The organism is Pseudomonas sp. B35(2017), from assembly GCF_002113645.1.
Lineage (GTDB): Bacteria > Pseudomonadota > Gammaproteobacteria > Pseudomonadales > Pseudomonadaceae > Aquipseudomonas > Aquipseudomonas ekonensis.
Genome location: NZ_NEIZ01000001.1, coordinates 618,189 through 634,019, shown reverse-complemented (window position 1 = coordinate 634,019; position 15,831 = coordinate 618,189). Strand labels below are relative to the sequence as shown.

Sequence of the window (15,831 nt, the reverse complement as noted above, 5' to 3'; positions counted from 1 at the left end):
ACCCGTCCATCGCAAGGAGCCGCCATGAACACCGTTGCCGCCGTAGCCGATTTCCGTACCTATCCGTTGATCAGCGCGCTGAACGGCGTGCAGCGTCTGGCGGACCGCGTCCTGGCCGAATGGGCCGACGGGCGGGTCAGCCCGTTCCACCACGCTTGGCTGCGGGACAACTGCCCGTGCCCGCAGTGCGTGTACAGCGTCACCCGCGAGCAGGTGTTCGAGATCGTCGACGCCTCGTCCTCGCTGGAACCCGCCGCCGCCCGCATCGACAGCGACGGCCGCCTGCTCATCGACTGGCAGGACGGCCACCTCAGCCGCTTCGACCCCGGCTGGCTGCGGGCCCACGCCTACGACGACGAATCCCGCGCCGAACGCCTCGCCGCCAAGCCCCGGCCCTTCCTCTGGCGCAGCGACCTGCAACTGCCGGTGTTCGACTACGCCGCCCTGATGAACGACAACGACGCGCTGCTGCACTGGCTGCTGGCGGTGCGCGACATCGGCCTGACCCAGGTGCGCGGCGTGCCCACCGAACCCGGCTCGCTGAAGGCGGTCGCCCAGCGCATTTCGTTCATCCGCGAGAGCAATTTCGGTGTGCTGTTCAACGTGCAGTCCAAGGCCGATGCCGACAGCAACGCCTACACTGCCTTCAACCTGCCGCTGCACACGGACCTGCCGACCCGCGAGCTGCAACCGGGGCTGCAGTTCCTGCATTGCCTGGTGAACGACGCCGAGGGTGGCGAGAGCATTTTCGTCGACGGGTTCGCCATCGCCGAGGCGCTGCGCCGGGAGGATCCCCCGTCGTTCCAGGCCCTGTGCGACATCCCCGTGGAGTTTCGCAACAAGGATCGCCACAGCGACTATCGCCGGCTGGCGCCGATCATTGCGCTGGACGCCTTGGGTCACGTGGCCGAGATCCGCATGGCCAACTTCCTGCGCGGGGCGTTCGACACGTCGGTGGAGCAGATGCCGCTGCTGTACCGGGCCTACCGGCGCTTCATCGCCATGACCCGCGAACCGCGCTTTCGGGTGATGCGGCGGCTCAATCCGGGCGAGCTGTGGTGCTTCGACAACCGCCGCACCCTGCACGCGCGCAACGCGTTCGACCCGGCCAGCGGGGCCCGGCATTTCCAGGGCTGCTACATCGACCGGGACGAGCTGCTGTCGCGGATTCTGGTGCTGCAGCGCTGAAACCGCGTCATCGTTCATCGCCGGCAGGCCGGCTCCCACAAGGATCAGCGGTGCCCACGAAACTGGTGGTCGCCCCGCTCCTGTGGGAGCCAGCCTGCTGGCGATGAAACCACCGCGGACTTACCAGCCGGCAGGCAAAAAAAGCCCCGATGCAAGCCGTGACAGGATCGGGGCGAGGGTACTGTTGAGGAGCTGCCGTGCGAGGGTGACCAAACCTTCGTGAAGCGAGCTGGGATCAGTGTGCCCACTCCCTGGGCGCGCAAGTTAGCCGAAAACGACATGCTCATAGCCAATGTGGACACCGCGACAAAACACCCTTGCCGCGCCTCGGCAGGCCTACCAGAATCGAGCCACGACCTCCGTTGCCAAAGAAGGATCCGCGTCATGATGTATGCCGATTTGATCGATCAGGAAGACCTGTTGGGCCAACTCAAGTCGTTGGGATTCGAAGTGCCGTCGGGCTCCACGGCCCAGCAGGCCTGCGAGTGCGCCGTTCGCGGTCTGGACGATGTACGGGCCAATACCCTGCGCACCATGGTCAAGCAGATGTACACCAGCAGCGCGAGCATCCAGCCGATCGTGCGTGAAGCCATCGACAAGCAGTTGCTGCCGGCGCTGGCGCAGTACCAACAGACCCGCGTCTGAGATCCCGGGCGTTTGCTAGAGTGGTGGCCTTGACGATCACCACGAGCGAACGCCGATGTTCTTTATCCAGACCTGCCAGTCCAGCGAACAACCGGGCTGGCTGCCCTTACGCCAGGCGCTCTGGCCCGATGCGCCGGAACACGAGCACCGCGACGACATCGAGCAGCAGCTGAAGGCGCCGCAACGCTATATCAACTTCGTTGCCTACGACACGCAAAACCATCCCGTCGGCCTCGCCGAAGCCTCATTACGCTCCGATTACGTCAACGGCACCGACAGCTCGCCGGTGGTGTTCCTGGAAGGCATCTACGTGGTGCCGCAGCAGCGCCGCCACGGCGTGGCCGCCCGGTTGATCGAGCAGGTGGCGCAATGGGGACGGGAAAACGGCTGCGTGGAAATGGCTTCCGACACCGGCCTCGACAACCTGGTCAGCCAGGCGACGCACAAGGCGCTCGGCTTCGAGGAAACCGAGCGCGTCGTGTACTTCAGGCGCCCGCTCTGATCAGAGCCTCACGCTGGCGAACGTCGATTCGTTGCGCGCCTGGCTCAACGCCGACAGCGGTCCCGACAGCGGCGACATCACGATGGCCTGCGGCAGCGGCAGCATCGCCACCTGCTGGGCGGTGTTGGAGCCTACGCGCTCGTCCCGCGGCGGAATGCCGAAGTACTCGCGGTAGCACTTGGAGAAGTGCGGCGTGGACACGAATCCGCAGACCGACGCCACCTCGATGATCGACATCGGCGTCTGCTTGAGCAGTTGCCGGGCGCGGATCAGGCGCAGCTTGAGGTAGTAGCGCGACGGCGAGCAGTGCAGGTACTTCTGGAACAGGCGCTCCAGCTGACGCCGGGACACCGAGACGTACACCGCCAGCTCGTCGAGGTCGATCGGCTCTTCCAGGTTGGCTTCCATCAGCGCGACGATTTCCTGCAGCTTCGGCTGGTTGGTGCCGAGCATGTGCTTGAGCGGCACGCGCTGGTGATCCTGCTCGTTGCGGATGCGCTCGTAGACGAACATCTCCGAGATCGCGGCGGACAGTTCGCGGCCGTGGTCGCGGCTGATCAGGTGCAGCATCATGTCCAGCGGCGCGGTGCCGCCGGAGCTGGTGAAACGGTTGCGGTCGAGGGTGAACAGGCGGGTGCTCATGGCCACGCGCGGGAAGGCTTCCTGCATCGCCGCCAGGCATTCCCAGTGCACGCTGCAATCGAAGCCGTCGAGCAGGCCGGCGCAGGCCAGGGCCCAGCTGCCGGTGCACACGGCGCCGAGGCGGCGCGACTGGCGCGCCTGGCCCTGCAGCCAGGAGACGTGTTCACGGGTCACGGTGCGCTGGATGCCGATGCCGCCGCAGACGATCACGGTGTCCATCGGCGGGGCTTTGTGCATGGAGGCGTCGGGGGTGATCTGCAGGCCGTCGCTGGCCCAGACCTGGCCGCCGTCTACGGTGAGGGTGGTCCAGCGGTACAGCTCGCGTCCGGACAACTGGTTGGCCATGCGCAGCGGTTCGACTGCGGAAGCCAGGGAAATCAGCGTGAAATTGTCCAGCAGCAGGAAGCCGATGGATTGAGGCGCACGGTTCTGGGGTTGAGCCCCGGAGTTGAACGACGTCATCGCGGTATCTCCTCACACAAAGCGGGTGATGGCCTCAGGCGGAGGCTCTTGTTATTGCCGTCGTTCTCTTGCGCGAGACGGGGCTTTGTTATGACAGAGCAATTGCCGTGCCTGAAATTGAATGCGCGTTCAATAACTCCTGAAAACGACGTCGCGGAGCGTCTATTCAAGACGCCTGACGAAAGGTCGTGTGAAGAGCCATCAGTGGCGGCGAAAGCACTGCCCCGCAGGGTGTGAGCAAATCGGTAGCACTTGTGGGAACTGGCCCGGGGGCCGGTGCGGCGCAGTGTCACCCATGGCACGGCGGACGGACGGTCGCGGGCGCGCACGGCGCCGCCCGGACGGGAATGGTTCTTGTCTGATTGCGACGCGCCAAAAGGTGGCGCGGTGGGCGGCCAGTGCTCCCTGGGTGCGCAGTTTTGACTGGTCTGGCGCTATCGCTGGCAAGCCAGCCCCCACAGGTTTTCCGGTCGTTCACAAATCCTGTGTACACCCGATTCACTGTGGAAGCTGGCCTGTCTGCTCCCACAGCTTTTTGGGTTGTTCACAAATACTGTGCTCACCCGAATAACTGTAGGAGCCAGCCTGCCGGGGTGTTCACAAATCCTGCATTCACCCAAATCACTGTGGGAGCTGGCTTGCCAGCGATGGGGGCGACGCGGTCTCAGCACTCGACCGCGCTGACCGCCAGCCCACCCCGTGAGGTTTCCTTGTATTTGTCGTGCATGTCCGCACCGGTGTCGCGCATGGTACGGATCACCCGGTCCAGGGAAATGAAATGCTGCCCGTCGCCCCGCAACGCCATCTGCGCCGCGTTGATCGCCTTGACCGCCGCGATCGCGTTGCGCTCGATGCACGGCACCTGCACCAGCCCGCCCACCGGGTCGCACGTCAAACCCAGGTTGTGCTCCAGGCCGATCTCCGCCGCGTTGCACAACTGCTCCGGCGTTGCGCCCAGCACTTCGGCCAGGCCCGCCGCCGCCATCGCGCAGGCCGAGCCGACCTCGCCCTGGCAGCCGACTTCGGCGCCCGAGATCGAGGCGTTCTTCTTGCAGAGGATGCCCACCGCCGCGGCCCCCAGGAAGTAGTCGACGACATTGGCGTCGGTCACCGCTTCGCTGAACCTCATGAAGTAGTGCAGCACCGCCGGAACAATCCCCGCCGCGCCGTTGGTCGGCGCCGTCACCATGCGCCCGCCGGCGGCGTTCTCTTCGTTGACCGCCAGTGCATAGAGGTTGACCCACTCCATGGCGCTGAGGGTCGAGCCGATCACGTTGGGTTTGTTCAGTTCCTGCAGGCTGCGGTGCAGCTTGGCTGCGCGCCGGCGCACATTGAGGCCGCCGGGCAGGATGCCTTCGTGCTTCAGACCGTGCTCAACGCAATCCTGCATCGCCTGCCAGAGCTTCATCAGGCCGGCGCGGATTTCCTCTTCGCTGCGCCAGGCCTTTTCGTTGGCCATCATCAGCTCGGCCACCCGCAGGTTGTGTTTCTTGCACAGCTCCAGCAGCTCCACTGCGCTTGAGAAGTCGTAAGGCAATTCCGTCCGGTCCAGGTCCGCCACGCCGCTGGCGGCCTGCGCCGCGTCCACCACGAACCCGCCGCCGACCGAATAGTAGGTGTCGCGGTACAGCTCGCCGTGATCACCTTCGGCGACCAGGGTCATGGCGTTGGGGTGGAACGGCAGGTTCTCGTCGATCAGGCGCATGTCCCGTGTCCATATAAATGGCACCGACAGCCGTCCGTCGAGCAACAGCGTGTGGGTTTCGCGCAGGGCCTGGATCCGCGGGCCGATCAGCGACGGGTCGATGGCGTCCGGCCATTCGCCCATCAGCCCCATGATCACCGCGTTGTCGCTGCCGTGACCGATACCGGTGGCCGACAGCGAGCCGTACAGCTGCACCTCGACGCGACGCACCTGTTCCAGCAGGTGCCTGTCGCGCAGCGACCCGACGAACAGGGCGGCGGCGCGCATCGGGCCGACGGTGTGGGAACTGGACGGGCCGATGCCGATCTTGAACAGGTCGAAAACGCTGATAGCCATTGCTGCGAAGCTCCTCAAGGATGCCGTTCGGGGGCGCGAAACGCCCGCTGGCGGAGCTGCTACGCTCAAGCTGCGTTCCGCCGGGATGCCCGCATCATCAAGCTTTTCCCGGCGCGCCCGGCGTCTGGCACCGACGCACTCATGTCCACCAACGCCGTACCGCTTTACGCCCGTTCCTGCGCCGTTTTTCTGCGGTTCAGACACGCCAAAAGGGCCGAAAAAAGCTGTAAACGACGTCACCGACACTGGATGCGACCATCCCTGTACTGGATACGACGCACCCTGTAGGCGTCAGATTTTCACTGGTACATGATCGTTATGACTCGATTGAAAGGCGCCGCGGTAGAGCTGTTTTCAGAACGCCACCCAACCGCAACCCATAAGTGCGGTGGTCCAATCGGAACACTGCCGAAAAAAACACCAAGGAGTCCATTCATGAAAGGTTCCCCGTCGTTGTTGTTGGCCGCCATGCTGAGTCTGCCGCTGCTGGCTCAGGCCGCCGAACCGGCGCAATGCAGCACCGTGAACTTCTCCGATGTCGGCTGGACCGACATCACCGCGACGACCGCGACCACCAGCGTCGTGCTCAACGCCCTCGGCTACAAGACCAAGACCACCATGATCTCCGTGCCGGTGACCTACAAGTCCCTGGCCGACGGCAAGAACATGGACGTGTTCCTGGGCAACTGGATGCCGACCATGGAAAACGACATCAAGGCCTACCGCGATGCCGGCACCGTCGAGACGGTGCGCACCAACCTCAAGGGCGCCAAGTACACCCTCGCCGTGCCCCAGGCCCTGTACGACAAGGGCCTGCACGACTTCGCCGACATCGCCAAGTTCAAGAAGGAACTGGACGGCAAGATCTACGGCATCGAGCCGGGCAACGACGGCAACCGCCTGATCCAGAGCATGATCGACAAGAACGCCTTCGGCCTGAAGGACGCCGGCTTCAAGGTCGTGGAATCCAGCGAGGCGGGCATGCTGTCCCAGGTCGACCGCGCGCAGAAGCGCGACACCGCCGTGGTGTTCCTCGGCTGGGCGCCGCACCCGATGAACAAGCGCTTCAAGATTCAATACCTGACCGGCGGGGACGACTTCTTCGGCCCCGACTTCGGCGCCGCCACCGTAGCGACCAACACCCGCAAGGGCTACGTCCAAGAGTGCGGCAACGTCGGCCAGCTGCTGAAGAACCTGGAGTTCACCGTCGACATGGAAAGCGAACTGATGGGCAACATCCTGGACGACAAAATGAAGCCTGAGGCGGCCGCCAAGGCCTGGCTGAAGAAGAATCCACAGGTGCTCGATACCTGGCTCGCTGGCGTGACCACCACTGACGGTAAACCTGGCCTGGAGGCCGTGAAAGCCAAGCTGAATCAGTAATCGCTTACGCCGGGCGGGTTCGCCCGCCCGGGCTGTTATTTCCTTGCATGCGGACGTTCACTACCATGCTGATTGATCAGAAAATCCCTTTAGGCCAGTACATCGCAGGCTTCGTCGAATGGCTGACGCAACACGGCGCCAGCACCTTCGACGCCATCGCCGCGACCCTGGAAACGATGATCCACGGCGTGACGTTTGCGCTGACCTGGTTCAACCCGCTGGCGCTGATCGGCCTGATCGCCCTGCTGGCCCACTACATCCAGCGCAAATGGGGCCTGACCGCGTTCGTGGTCGCCTCCTTCCTGCTGATCCTCAACCTGGGGTACTGGCAGGAAACCATGGAAACCCTCGCCCAGGTCATGTTCGCGACCCTGGTCTGCGTGGTCATCGGCGTGCCGCTGGGCATCGTCGCGGCGCACAAGCCGATGTTCTACACTTTAATGCGTCCGGTGCTCGATCTGATGCAGACCGTACCGACCTTCGTTTACCTCATTCCTACCCTGACCCTCTTCGGGCTGGGTGTGGTGCCGGGCCTGATCTCCACCGTGGTGTTCGCCATCGCCGCGCCGATCCGCCTGACCTACCTGGGCATCCGCGATGTCCCGCAAGAACTGATGGACGCCGGCAAGGCCTTCGGCTGCTCGCGTCGCCAACTGCTGTCACGGATCGAACTGCCCCACGCCATGCCGAGCATCGCGGCCGGCATCACCCAGTGCATCATGCTGTCGCTGTCGATGGTGGTGATCGCGGCACTGGTGGGCGCCGACGGACTCGGCAAACCGGTGGTCAACGCACTGAACACTGCCGATATCGCCCTGGGCTTCGAAGCGGGCCTGGCGATCGTCCTGCTGGCGATCATGCTCGACCGGATCTGCAAACAGCCCGAAGGCAAAGTAGGGGGTGATGCATGAGCATTATTCGATTCGACAACGTAGACGTCATCTTCTCCAAGGATCCGCGCGAGGCGCTCAAGCTGCTCGACCAGGGCATGACCCGCAACGAGATCCTGAAGAAGACCGGCCAGATCGTCGGTGTGGAAAAGGCCAGCCTGGACATCAACAAAGGCGAGATCTGCGTGCTGATGGGGCTGTCCGGCTCCGGCAAGTCGAGCCTCTTGCGCTGCATCAACGGCCTCAACACCGTGAGCCGCGGCAAGCTGTTCGTCGAGCATGAAGGCAAGCAGATCGACATCGCCTCCTGCACCCCTGCGGAACTCAAGATGATGCGCACCAAGCGCATCGCCATGGTGTTCCAGAAGTTCGCCCTGATGCCTTGGCTGACGGTGCGCGAGAACATCAGCTTCGGCCTGGAGATGCAGGGCCGTCCGGAAAAGGAACGGCGCAAGCTGGTGGACGACAAGCTTGAGCTGGTGGGCCTGACCCAGTGGCGCAACAAGAAGCCGGACGAACTCTCCGGCGGCATGCAGCAGCGGGTCGGCCTGGCCCGTGCGCTGGCGATGGACGCCGACATCCTGCTGATGGACGAGCCGTTCTCGGCCCTCGACCCGCTGATCCGCCAGGGCCTGCAGGACGAACTGCTGGAACTGCAGCGCAAGCTGAGCAAGACCATCGTGTTCGTCAGCCACGACCTCGACGAGGCGCTGAAGCTGGGCAGCCGCATCGCGATCATGAAGGACGGCCGGATCATCCAGTACAGCGTGCCGGAAGAGATCGTGCTGAACCCGGCGGACGACTACGTGCGCACCTTCGTCGCCCACACCAACCCGCTGAACGTGCTGTGCGGCCGCAGCCTGATGCGCACCCTGGACAACTGCAAGCGCATCAACGGTTCGGTGTGCCTGGATCCGGGCGGCGACTCGTGGCTGGACCTGGCCGAAGGCAACACCATCAAGGGCGCCCGCAAGAACGGCTCGACCCTCGACCTGCAGAACTGGGTGCCGGGCCAGGCCGTGGAAGCCCTCGACCGCCGCCCGACCCTGGTGGACTCCAACATCGGCATGCGCGAAGCGCTGCAGATCCGCTACCAGACCGGCAACAAACTGGTGCTGCACGACAACAACCACGTGGTGGGGATCCTCGGCGACAGCGAGCTGTACCACGCGCTGCTCGGCAAGAACCTGGGGTAAAGGAAAGGCCACGGACACGAAAACGCCGCGAATCATCGCGGCGTTTTTGTTGGTGCAGGGAATGTAGTTGTGGCGAGAGCGCTTGTTGGATCGCCGCACCGTCCCGCCGGCTCGCGAAGCGGCCCCGGGCAAAGCGCCGCCGCGATCCAGGTTTACGACTGCTGCGCAGTCGACCGGGACGGTGCGGGCGATCCGACAAACGCCCTCGCCACGATGCGTCCCATCAGTCGCAGAAGCATTACCCCCAAACGCAAAAACGCCGCGAATCGATCGCGGCGTCTTTGTTTTTGCGCGTCTGCGGTGAGGCCTTAAGCCCCCTTCCCCAACAAGCCAGCCCCACACTCCCCTGTAGGAGCCAGCCTGCTGGCGATGAAGCCGGCGCGGCATCCCAGACCGAAACACCGCACCGCTTGTTGCTTATCGCTTATCGCTTACCGCTTACCGCTTACCGCTTACCGCTTAGCTATACACCCGACCCAGCAACTGCCGATGGCTTTCGAACTGATCAAGCACATCCCGCGTGATCTGGTCCTGGGTGAAGCCCATCAGGTCATAGTCCTGGCTGCCGTTGTGCAGGTACACCTCGGCGCGGTAGTAACGCTGGCGCGCCTCGTCGGACTGGGCCGACTCGGTCGGGGTCGCCAGGTAGCCGTCCAGGCTCACTTCGTAGACGAAAGGGTTGCCCTCTTCCATCTCGACGCGCACGCCCATGCAGCGCTTGGACTTGCCCAGCAGGGTCTGCACTTCCAGGCCCTGGGCGCGCAACTGCGCGGCGGCGTCATCCAGCGCCGGAGTGACGTGCTTGTCCATGAAACGCTGAACCACCGACTGGCTCGGCTGCAGGTCCAGCTGGGTCAGGCGCTCGCTGAAGCCGCGACGGCCACGGGCCGCCAGCTCCGCTTGCTCCTGCTCGATCTGCACGTCCGAACGCATCGCCTTGTGCAGGCCGAACATGAAGAACACCAGCACCACCGAGAACGGCAGGCCGGCCAGCACCACCATGGTCTGCATGGCTTCGAAGTTGCCGGCGAACAGCAGGCCGATGGTCACCAGGGTGATCACGACCGACCAGAAGATCCGCAGCCAGTGCGGGGCGTCTTCGTCGACGTTGCCGCCCTTGCACGAAAGGTTGGCCATCATCACCGCGCCGGAGTCGGCGGGGGTCAGGAACAGCACGAAGCCGACGAAGATCGACACACCGATCACGACCTTCGACGCCGGGTAATGCTCAAGCAACTGATAGATCGCCATCGACGGCTGTTCCAGCGCCGTCTTGCCCAGTTCCACCGCGCCCTGGTTCATCACCAGGTCCAGCGCCGAGTTGCCGAAGATCGACAGCCATGCCAGGGTGAAGCCCAGCGGGATCAGCAGCACGCCGGCCACCAGTTCGCGCACGGTGCGGCCACGGGAGATGCGAGCGATGAACATGCCCACGAATGGCGCCCAGGAGATCCACCAGGCCCAGTAGAACAGAGTCCACAGGCCCAGCCAGCGGTCGGACTTGGCGCTGTCGCCTTCATACACGTAGAGATCGAAGGTCTTGAGCACCACGCCGTTGAGGTAGTCGCCGATGTTCTGCACGAAGCCGTTGAGCAGGTGCAGGGTCGGGCCGAACAGCAGCACGAAGATCAGCAGGCCGCTGAACAGCATGATGTTGAGGTTGGACAGGCGGCGGATGCCGTTCTCCACACCGGACACGGCGGCGATGGTCGCCACGGTGCTCATCACGATGATCACGATCAGCAGGTTGGTGTTGCTGTGCTCCATGCCGAACAGGTTTTCCAGGCCCGACGCCACTTGCAGCGAACCGATGCCCAGGTTAGTCACCAGGCCCAGCAGGGTCACGAACATGCCGAAGCCGTCCACCGCATGACCGGCGCCGCCCTTGACCCAACGCTCGCCGACCAGCGGGTACAGCGCCGAACGCAAGGCCAGCGGCTGGTTGTGACGGTAAGCGAAGTACGCCACGGCCAGGCCGACCAGGGCGTAGATCGCCCAGCCGTGCAGGCCCCAGTGCAGGAACGTCAGCTGCACCGCCTGACGCGCGGCCAGGTTGGTGGCCGAAGCGCCTTCCGGCGGGTTGAAGTAGTGGTCCAGCGGCTCGGAGGCGCCGAAGTACAGCAGCGAGATGCCGATGCCCGACGAGAACAGCATCCCCGCCCAGGCGCCGTAGCTGAAATCGGGGGTATCGTCCTTGCTGCCCAGCTTGAGCTTGCCGTAGGACGAAAACGCCAGCCCCACCACGAACACCAGATAGGCGGCGATCACCACCATGTAGTACCAGCCGAAGCTGCGGGACAGCCAGGCCTGGGCCACACCGAGCAACCTGCCCGCCTCTTGCGGGGCGGCGATCAGGATGGCGGTCAACAGCAGAATCAGCGCGGTCGAGGTGTAGAACACCCAACCGTTGACCGTCACCTTCTCGGGCGGGGTCTTTATTAGCGAGGCAGAACTCATGGCACAAATGCTCCAGGCAGTGCGAGAGAAGAACACAAGGCAACACGGAACCCGACCAATCGGTGAGTTGGCAGCCGACCGGCGGGTGATATAAAGACACCCCGAAAAAGCCCGAACCTGCAGAGATGGCACCGCGAATCGCCGTCGTGGCCATGATCCGGACATTCATCCGAAACCTGGCCCCAAGCGTCTTGCCCATTCAACACGTCCATCGAACGCCGAACCGCGCCTTGCCCCACGCAGGTTTCGAGCATTTTCGGATGTCGGTTTATCGCCATTTACACGTAGGAAAAACCTGTAGGCAGCGACGATTTGTCGCAGATCTTATTCTTTGTTGATTGAACGTTCAATCAAAACAAAATAGACTGGCCCTCGATCCGACAGCCGTTGCGCGGCTGCCGGAAGGCCTAAGGAGATGTGCAAGATGCCCAAGGTCGGTATGCAACCCATCCGCCGCCAACAACTGATCGAAGCCACGTTGCAGGCCGTCGACCAGGTCGGGATGGGGGACGCCAGCATTGCGCTGATCGCCCGTTTGGCCGGTGTCTCGAACGGCATCATCAGTCACTACTTTCAGGACAAGAACGGCCTGATCGCCGCCACGATGCGGTATCTGATGACCGCCCTCAGCGAGAGCGTCACCGCGCGCCGTCAGGCGCTGGCAGACAACAGCCCCCGGGCTCATCTGCAGGTGATCATCGAAGGCAACTTCGACGCCAGCCAGGTCAATGGCCCGGCAATGAAAACCTGGCTGGCCTTCTGGGCCACCAGCATGCACCAGCCGTCTTTGCACAGGTTGCAGCGGATCAACGATCACCGTCTGTATTCCAACCTGTGCTGCGAGTTCCGCCGCGCGTTGCCGCTCGAAGAGGCGCGCAACGCCGCACGCGGACTGGCAGCGTTGATCGACGGCTTGTGGTTGCGCGGCGCGCTGTCGGGAGACGCTTTCGACACCGAGCAGGCGCAACGGATCGCTTACGAATACATGGACTTCCAACTGGCCAAGCAGGCGAGCCAGAGCACACAGAAAACGCTCGGCCCCTGAACCGCCGCCATGGCGGCAGCCAACCACTCATGCACTTGCGAGGACTTTATGGCCCGTTTCGAACTGCAAAAACTCTACATCGATGGCGCGTACTCCGACGCCGGCAGCGATGCCACCTTCGAAGCCATCAACCCGGCTAACGGCGAAGTCCTCGCCCACGTGCAGCGCGCCACCAAGGAAGACGTGGAGCGCGCCGTGGTCAGCGCCGAAAAGGGCCAGAAGATCTGGGCCTCGATGACCGCCATGGAGCGCTCGCGCATCCTGCGCCGCGCCGTCGACATCCTGCGCGAGCGCAACGATGAGCTGGCTGCGCTGGAAACCCTGGACACCGGCAAGGCCTACTCCGAAACCAAGTACGTCGACATCGTCACCGGCGCCGACGTGCTGGAATACTACGCAGGCCTGGTGCCGGCCATCGAAGGCGAGCAGATCCCGCTGCGCGACACCTCCTTCGTCTACACCCGCCGCGAGCCGCTGGGCGTGGTCGCCGGCATCGGCGCGTGGAACTACCCGATCCAGATCGCCCTGTGGAAATCGGCCCCGGCCCTGGCCGCCGGCAACGCGATGATCTTCAAGCCGAGCGAAGTCACCTCGCTGACCACCCTGAAACTGGCCGAGATCTACACCGAAGCCGGCCTGCCGAACGGCGTGTTCAACGTCCTGACCGGCAGCGGCCGCGAAGTCGGCACCTGGCTGACCGAGCACCCGCGCATCGAGAAAGTCTCCTTCACCGGCGGCACCGACACCGGCAAGAAAGTCATGGCCAGCGCCTCGGCCTCGTCCCTGAAGGACGTGACCATGGAACTGGGCGGCAAGTCCCCGCTGATCATCTGCGACGACGCCGACCTGGACCGCGCCGCCGACACCGCCATGATGGCCAACTTCTACAGCTCCGGTCAGGTCTGCACCAACGGCACCCGCGTGTTCGTGCCGAGCCACCTGAAAGCGGCCTTCGAAGCCAAGATCGTCGAGCGCGTCGCCCGCATCCGCGTCGGCAACCCTGAAGACGAAAACACCAACTTCGGCCCGCTGGTCAGCTTCGCCCACATGGAAAGCGTGTTGGGCTACATCGCCAAGGGCAAGGAAGAAGGCGCACGCGTGCTGTGCGGCGGCGAGCGCATGACCGACGGCGACTTCGCCAAGGGCGCATTCGTGGCACCGACCGTGTTCACCGACTGCACCGACGACATGACCATCGTGCGCGAAGAGATCTTCGGCCCGGTCATGGCGATCCTGACCTACGAAACCGAAGAAGAAGTGATCCGCCGCGCCAACGACACCGACTTCGGCCTGGCCGCCGGCATCGTCACCCGCGACCTGAACCGCGCCCACCGCGTGATTCATCAGCTGGAAGCGGGCATCTGCTGGATCAACGCCTGGGGCGAGTCCGACGCGAAGATGCCGGTCGGCGGCTACAAGCAGTCGGGCGTCGGCCGCGAGAACGGCATCAGCTCGCTGACCAACTACACACGCATCAAATCGGTACAGGTCGAGCTGGGCGATTACGTCTCGGTGTTCTGAGACCCGAGTCCTTCATTGCTCGCGAGGTCGCCTTCGCGAGCAGGCTCGCTCCCACAATGGAATGCGTACCCCTGTGGGAGCCAGCCTGCTGTCGATTGAGTGCGCAGCACTCATCCGGCCTTGATCTGACCAACTTCAAAGAGGGTGCATTCAATGTCCCAAGTATTCGATTACATCATCGTCGGTGCCGGCTCGGCCGGTAACACCCTGGCCACCCGCCTGACCGAAGACGAGGGCGTCACCGTCCTGCTGCTCGAAGCCGGCGGCCCGGACTACCGTCTCGACTTCCGTACCCAGATGCCGGCCGCGCTGGCCTTCCCGCTGCAGGGCCGCCGCTACAACTGGGCCTACGAAACCGATCCTGAGCCGTTCATGGACGGCCGCCGGATGGAATGCGGCCGCGGCAAGGGCCTGGGCGGCTCGTCGCTGATCAACGGCATGTGCTACATCCGCGGCAACGCGATGGACTACGACGGCTGGGCGCAATTGCCGGGCCTGGAAGACTGGTCCTACCTGGACTGCCTGCCGTATTTCCGCAAGGCGGAAACCCGCGACATCGGCCCGAACGACTACCACGGCGGCGAAGGCCCGGTCAGCGTGACCACGCCGAAGGCCGGCAACAACCCGCTGTTCCACGCCATGGTCGAAGCCGGCGTGCAGGCCGGCTACCCGCGCACCGAAGACCTGAACGGCTACCAGCAGGAAGGCTTCGGCCCGATGGACCGCACCGTGACGCCGAAAGGCCGCCGGTCCTCCACCGCCCGCGGCTACCTGGACACCGCCAAGAAGCGCTCGACCCTGACCATCGTCACCCACGCCCTGGCCGACAAAGTGCTGTTCGAAGGCAAGCGTGCGGTCGGCGTGCGTTACCTGGTCGGCTCCGCCGAAGAGCGCGTCGAAGCCAAGGCGCGCAAGGAAGTCATCGTCTGCTCCGGCGCCATCGCCTCGCCGCAACTGCTGCAGCGTTCCGGCGTGGGCCCTGCGAAGCTGCTGGAAAGCCTCGACATTCCGGTGGTCCACGACCTGCCGGGCGTCGGCGAGAACCTGCAGGACCACCTGGAGCTGTACCTGCAGTTCGCCTGCACCCAGCCGGTGTCCCTGTACCCGTCGCTGCTGTGGCACAACCAGCCGGCCATCGGTGCCGAGTGGCTGTTCAACGGCACCGGCATCGGCGCCAGCAACCAGTTCGAGGCCGGCGGCTTCATCCGCACCCGTCCTGAGTTCGCCTGGCCGAACATCCAGTACCACTTCCTGCCGGTGGCGATCAATTACAACGGCAGCAACGGCGTGCAGGAGCACGGCTTCCAGGCGCACATGGGTTCCATGCGCTCGCCGAGCCGCGGCCGCATCCAGCTCAAGTCCAAGGATCCGCGCCAGCACCCGAGCATCCTGTTCAACTACATGGCCACCGAGCAGGACTGGCAGGAATTCCGCGACGGCATCCGCCTGACCCGCGAAATCATGCAGCAGCCAGCGCTGGACGCCTTCCGCGGCCGCGAGATCAGCCCGGGCATCGAAGTGCAAACCGATGAAGAGCTGGACAAGTTCATCCGCGAGCACGCCGAAACCGCGTTCCACCCGTCCTGCTCGTGCAAGATGGGCACCGACGAGATGGCGGTGGTCGACGGCCAGGGCCGCGTCCACGGCATGCAGGGCCTGCGCGTGGTCGATGCCTCGATCATGCCGATCATCACCACCGGCAACCTGAACGCGCCGACGATCATGATGGCCGAGAAAATCGCCGACAAGATCCGCGGCCGTCAGCCGCTGCCGCGCAGCAAGGCCGCCTACTACGTGGCCGGCGATGCGCCGGTCAAAGGCAAGCCGCTGCGTGAAGTGAGCTCCGCAGCGCACTGACG

12 protein-coding genes are annotated in these 15,831 nt (G+C 64.2%); 9 read left to right on the top strand and 3 right to left on the bottom strand.

Features of this window, described 5'->3' with window-relative positions:
• Positions 1-24 precede the first annotated feature (24 nt).
• The 3 genes from CAG41_RS02945 to aac(6') all read left to right on the top strand — a co-directional run bounded on the left by CAG41_RS02945 (position 25) and on the right by aac(6') (position 2,335).
• A complete protein-coding gene (locus tag CAG41_RS02945) occupies positions 25-1,188 on the top strand; it encodes a gamma-butyrobetaine dioxygenase (RefSeq protein ID WP_085580673.1) in 1,164 nt (387 codons plus the stop codon).
• A 384-nt stretch (positions 1,189-1,572) separates the two neighbouring features.
• The gene (locus tag CAG41_RS02940) at positions 1,573-1,833 is read left to right on the top strand and encodes a hypothetical protein (protein ID WP_085580676.1); all 261 of its coding nucleotides are present in this window, start codon (positions 1,573-1,575) and stop codon (positions 1,831-1,833) included.
• Between the two features lie 55 nt (positions 1,834-1,888).
• On the top strand, positions 1,889-2,335 hold the full coding sequence (aac(6'), locus tag CAG41_RS02935) for an aminoglycoside 6'-N-acetyltransferase (protein WP_085580679.1): 447 nt from the start codon (positions 1,889-1,891) through the stop codon (positions 2,333-2,335).
• Here the strand turns inward: aac(6') and CAG41_RS02930 are convergent, their stop codons facing one another.
• Positions 2,336-3,439: a GlxA family transcriptional regulator gene (locus CAG41_RS02930; protein WP_085580681.1), complete on the bottom strand. Its 1,104-nt coding sequence runs from the start codon at positions 3,437-3,439 to the stop codon at positions 2,336-2,338. It abuts the gene before it with no gap.
• Positions 3,440-4,103: 664 nt separating this feature from the next.
• Positions 4,104-5,480, bottom strand: a complete 1,377-nt coding sequence (locus tag CAG41_RS02925) for an L-serine ammonia-lyase (RefSeq protein WP_085706688.1) — start codon at positions 5,478-5,480, stop codon at positions 4,104-4,106.
• A 435-nt stretch (positions 5,481-5,915) separates the two neighbouring features.
• Between CAG41_RS02925 and CAG41_RS02920 the strand changes: the two genes are divergently transcribed.
• The 3 genes from CAG41_RS02920 to choV all read left to right on the top strand — a co-directional run bounded on the left by CAG41_RS02920 (position 5,916) and on the right by choV (position 8,949).
• Positions 5,916-6,863 carry a choline ABC transporter substrate-binding protein gene (locus tag CAG41_RS02920; RefSeq protein WP_085580685.1) on the top strand — a complete coding sequence of 316 codons (948 nt, stop codon included), beginning with the start codon at positions 5,916-5,918 and terminating at the stop codon, positions 6,861-6,863.
• 65 nt (positions 6,864-6,928) lie between these two features.
• The gene (gene choW, locus CAG41_RS02915; protein WP_085580687.1) at positions 6,929-7,774 is read left to right on the top strand and encodes a choline ABC transporter permease subunit; all 846 of its coding nucleotides are present in this window, start codon (positions 6,929-6,931) and stop codon (positions 7,772-7,774) included.
• Positions 7,771-8,949 (top strand): choline ABC transporter ATP-binding protein, encoded by a 1,179-nt coding sequence (choV, locus tag CAG41_RS02910; protein WP_085580689.1) that lies wholly within the window; start codon positions 7,771-7,773, stop codon positions 8,947-8,949. Before choW ends, choV begins: the two co-directional genes overlap by 4 nt.
• Positions 8,950-9,408: 459 nt before the next feature.
• Here choV and CAG41_RS02905 read toward each other — a convergent pair whose 3' ends face one another.
• Positions 9,409-11,349 carry a BCCT family transporter gene (locus CAG41_RS02905; RefSeq protein WP_371856101.1) on the bottom strand — a complete coding sequence of 647 codons (1,941 nt, stop codon included), beginning with the start codon at positions 11,347-11,349 and terminating at the stop codon, positions 9,409-9,411.
• A gap of 481 nt (positions 11,350-11,830) precedes the next feature.
• On the opposite strand from CAG41_RS02905, the gene betI reads away from it, so the two are divergent.
• From betI to betA, 3 genes are all read left to right on the top strand, one after another.
• Positions 11,831-12,451 carry a transcriptional regulator BetI gene (gene betI, locus CAG41_RS02900; RefSeq protein WP_085581202.1) on the top strand — a complete coding sequence of 207 codons (621 nt, stop codon included), beginning with the start codon at positions 11,831-11,833 and terminating at the stop codon, positions 12,449-12,451.
• 48 nt (positions 12,452-12,499) lie between these two features.
• The gene (gene betB, locus CAG41_RS02895; protein WP_085580694.1) at positions 12,500-13,972 is read left to right on the top strand and encodes a betaine-aldehyde dehydrogenase; all 1,473 of its coding nucleotides are present in this window, start codon (positions 12,500-12,502) and stop codon (positions 13,970-13,972) included.
• 153 nt (positions 13,973-14,125) lie between these two features.
• Positions 14,126-15,829 carry a choline dehydrogenase gene (gene betA, locus CAG41_RS02890; protein ID WP_085580696.1) on the top strand — a complete coding sequence of 568 codons (1,704 nt, stop codon included), beginning with the start codon at positions 14,126-14,128 and terminating at the stop codon, positions 15,827-15,829.
• Positions 15,830-15,831 lie beyond the last annotated feature (2 nt).

Coding starts and splice junctions, on each gene's coding strand:
- CAG41_RS02945 (WP_085580673.1), top strand. CDS start 25: ATGAACACCGTTGCCGCCGTAGCCGATTTCCGTACCTATCCGTTGATC.
- CAG41_RS02940 (WP_085580676.1), top strand. CDS start 1,573: ATGATGTATGCCGATTTGATCGATCAGGAAGACCTGTTGGGCCAACTC.
- CAG41_RS02930 (WP_085580681.1), bottom strand. CDS start 3,439: ATGACGTCGTTCAACTCCGGGGCTCAACCCCAGAACCGTGCGCCTCAA.
- CAG41_RS02925 (WP_085706688.1), bottom strand. CDS start 5,480: ATGGCTATCAGCGTTTTCGACCTGTTCAAGATCGGCATCGGCCCGTCC.
- CAG41_RS02920 (WP_085580685.1), top strand. CDS start 5,916: ATGAAAGGTTCCCCGTCGTTGTTGTTGGCCGCCATGCTGAGTCTGCCG.
- choW (WP_085580687.1), top strand. CDS start 6,929: ATGCTGATTGATCAGAAAATCCCTTTAGGCCAGTACATCGCAGGCTTC.
- choV (WP_085580689.1), top strand. CDS start 7,771: ATGAGCATTATTCGATTCGACAACGTAGACGTCATCTTCTCCAAGGAT.
- betI (WP_085581202.1), top strand. CDS start 11,831: ATGCCCAAGGTCGGTATGCAACCCATCCGCCGCCAACAACTGATCGAA.
- betB (WP_085580694.1), top strand. CDS start 12,500: ATGGCCCGTTTCGAACTGCAAAAACTCTACATCGATGGCGCGTACTCC.
- betA (WP_085580696.1), top strand. CDS start 14,126: ATGTCCCAAGTATTCGATTACATCATCGTCGGTGCCGGCTCGGCCGGT.